The organism is Enhygromyxa salina, assembly GCF_000737335.2.
Taxonomy (GTDB): Bacteria; Myxococcota_A; Polyangia; order Nannocystales; family Nannocystaceae; genus Plesiocystis; species Plesiocystis salina_C.
Map to the genome: position 1 here is coordinate 1 of NZ_JMCC02000266.1, position 2,144 is coordinate 2,144.

At 68.1% G+C, this 2,144-nt stretch carries 2 protein-coding genes and 1 pseudogene; all 3 read right to left on the minus strand.

Annotated elements, in window-relative coordinates; all coding sequences use genetic code 11:
• A pseudogene (locus tag DB30_RS40775) lies at nucleotides 1-271 on the minus strand (AAA family ATPase); the annotation flags it as partial.
• The gene (locus DB30_RS40780) at nucleotides 268-1,602 is read right to left on the minus strand and encodes a DDE-type integrase/transposase/recombinase (RefSeq protein ID WP_052559507.1); all 1,335 of its coding nucleotides are present in this window, start codon (nucleotides 1,600-1,602) and stop codon (nucleotides 268-270) included. The pseudogene DB30_RS40775 and the gene DB30_RS40780, both read right to left, overlap by 4 nt.
• A gap of 80 nt (nucleotides 1,603-1,682) precedes the next feature.
• Nucleotides 1,683-2,144: hypothetical protein (locus tag DB30_RS40785; RefSeq protein WP_205633217.1), on the minus strand; the 462-nt coding region annotated here is incomplete at its 5' end.

Sequence of the window (2,144 nt, forward strand, 5' to 3'; positions counted from 1 at the left end):
GATAGACCGCCGCAGGCGTGACCGAGGTGTCGCAGATATACACAATTCGATACTCGGGCTCGGGGAGTTGATCGCACAGGTTGCGCAGCGCCGCGGTCTTCCCCGAGCCGGCGTCGCCGGTCAGCAGGCCGAGGCCGGGGACCGTGGCCAGGTACGTGAAAGTTCGGCGCAGTCGCTCGTAGCGATCGTCGGCGTCGTAGAAAGACTTGCCTGCGGCGTCGCGCGGCAGCGGATCATGGGCGAGGCCGAAGCGCTTGCGATAGACCGTCATCGTCGCTCTCCCTGGCTCGCGCCGTAGTGCTCGCGCTCGAGATCTCCGAGCGGGTCGAGCCCCGTGGGCTCGATCGGCGGCGCGACCTCGACCTGGAGCACCCGTCGCTTTCGGCTCGCGTTGGCCAGCAGGTCGAGCTCGACGGTGTCGCACACGAAGCTGCCGTCGACCCAGACCTGCGGCCGTTGCTCGGGCTCGTTGGGGTCCCAGCGGAGCTCGACTTGCTTGCCGACGAGCTCGGCCTGGACCTCGAGCAGCTGGCCACCAAAGCGCACGGTCCCGTTCTTGCGGACCTTCCGTTTGGCCCGATGCCAAAACACGCGGTCGAGGTTCAGGTCACGCGGGAGCTCGCGCAGCTGTCCGTTGGCGACCTCGGCGAGCATGTGCTCGAGCGGAGCGCGCTCGGTCGTCTCGTGTTCGCGGGCGTGATACTCGCGAGCGAGCCAGGCCCAGTGCTTTGATTGAAGGTCGGCGAGCGCGAGCGGGTGGTCGGGGAGTTCATCCAAAAACTCCGCGCCCCAGGTTTGTTGCCAGCGCTCGATCACGCCTTTGGGTTCGGGGTCACCCGGAAAGGTGAGCAGGCGATGAATACCCAGATCCGCGCAGATCTGGCCGAGCGAGTTCGACTTGTAGGCCGCGCCGCGATCGACGTAGTAGACCCTCGGCCGGCCGTAGGTGCGAAGCGCCTCTTTGAGCACGCCCTCGTGGGCGACCGCGCATTCGCTCAGGCAGATGCGGCTGGCGACGATGAAGCGTGTCGCGCAATCGATGATGTTGATCGAGTAGCTCTTGCGCACCCGCTGGTCGTGGATGACCCGCGGGCCGTGTTTGACGTCGCCGACCCACAGATCACCCGCATGCTCGAGGATGAAGGACCGACGCTCGGACTTGGGCGTGCGCGTCGGTCGGCGCGAGATCCCCGTCCGCGCGAGGATGCGGTGGACCGTCGAGCGGCTCAGCTCGCCAGGCTTGGCCTTGCGCGCGCGCTCGAGGATCTTGATGATCCGCCGGATCGACCGGCGCGGCTTCTCGCGCTTGGCTCGGATGATCAGCGAGACGAGCTCGGGCTCGAGTTCGCGGGGTTGCCCCCGATCCTTGCGTGGCTGAGGCGCCAGGCCGGCCAGCCCGACCGAGTGGTAGCGGTAATACCAAGTCTCGATGGTTCGGGCCGAGACCTGCACGAGCTCGCTTCGCAGCGGGTGCTCGTAGTGTTTGGTCGCGGCCTCGGTGAAGAGCTCGCGCAGGTCACCGTGCTCGAGGCGCACGCTGACGAGCGGCCCGAGGATCGCGTAGCGCCACAAGGTCAGCTTTTGTCGGTCGTCGTCGTTCATCGCTCGGACTTAGGCCGAGACCGACGCCACTTGGGGTGGTTTCGGTCGAGGCGAGCGACGTCGCCGCCGTGTCCCGCGTCTCACATGACGCGCACGCCCGCTGCGAGGTGGTCGACGAGCGCCGCGAGCTCGGCGAGGCAAGGGCGGCCGCCGAAGGCGTCGATGACCCCGCGGCGCGTGGCGTCGATGCCGAGCCTGGTCACGGCCTGCGAACGCGTCGGCCCGAGCTGGCCGAGGACCACGACCAGCATCGAGGCGCGCTCCCACAGCCGCCTCTGCCAGCGTTGGCGCGTGGGCTTGGGCGTCGTGTTGCGCTCACGAGCGTCGTCGAGAGCCTGGATGATTGCGTTCCAGGTTCGCCACAGGTGCCGTGCGAGGAAGGCCGGGAGCACCCGCCATACGACCCGGCAGGCCGGACTCGCGCAGCGGAAGATCAAGATCATGACCGACGCGCTGCCGAGCCCATCGAGCTTGCGCGTGCGCCGGTTCGGCCAATTGCAGGCTGCGCACTCGCGTGGGCGTTCGAGGTCGGGGTTGGCGAG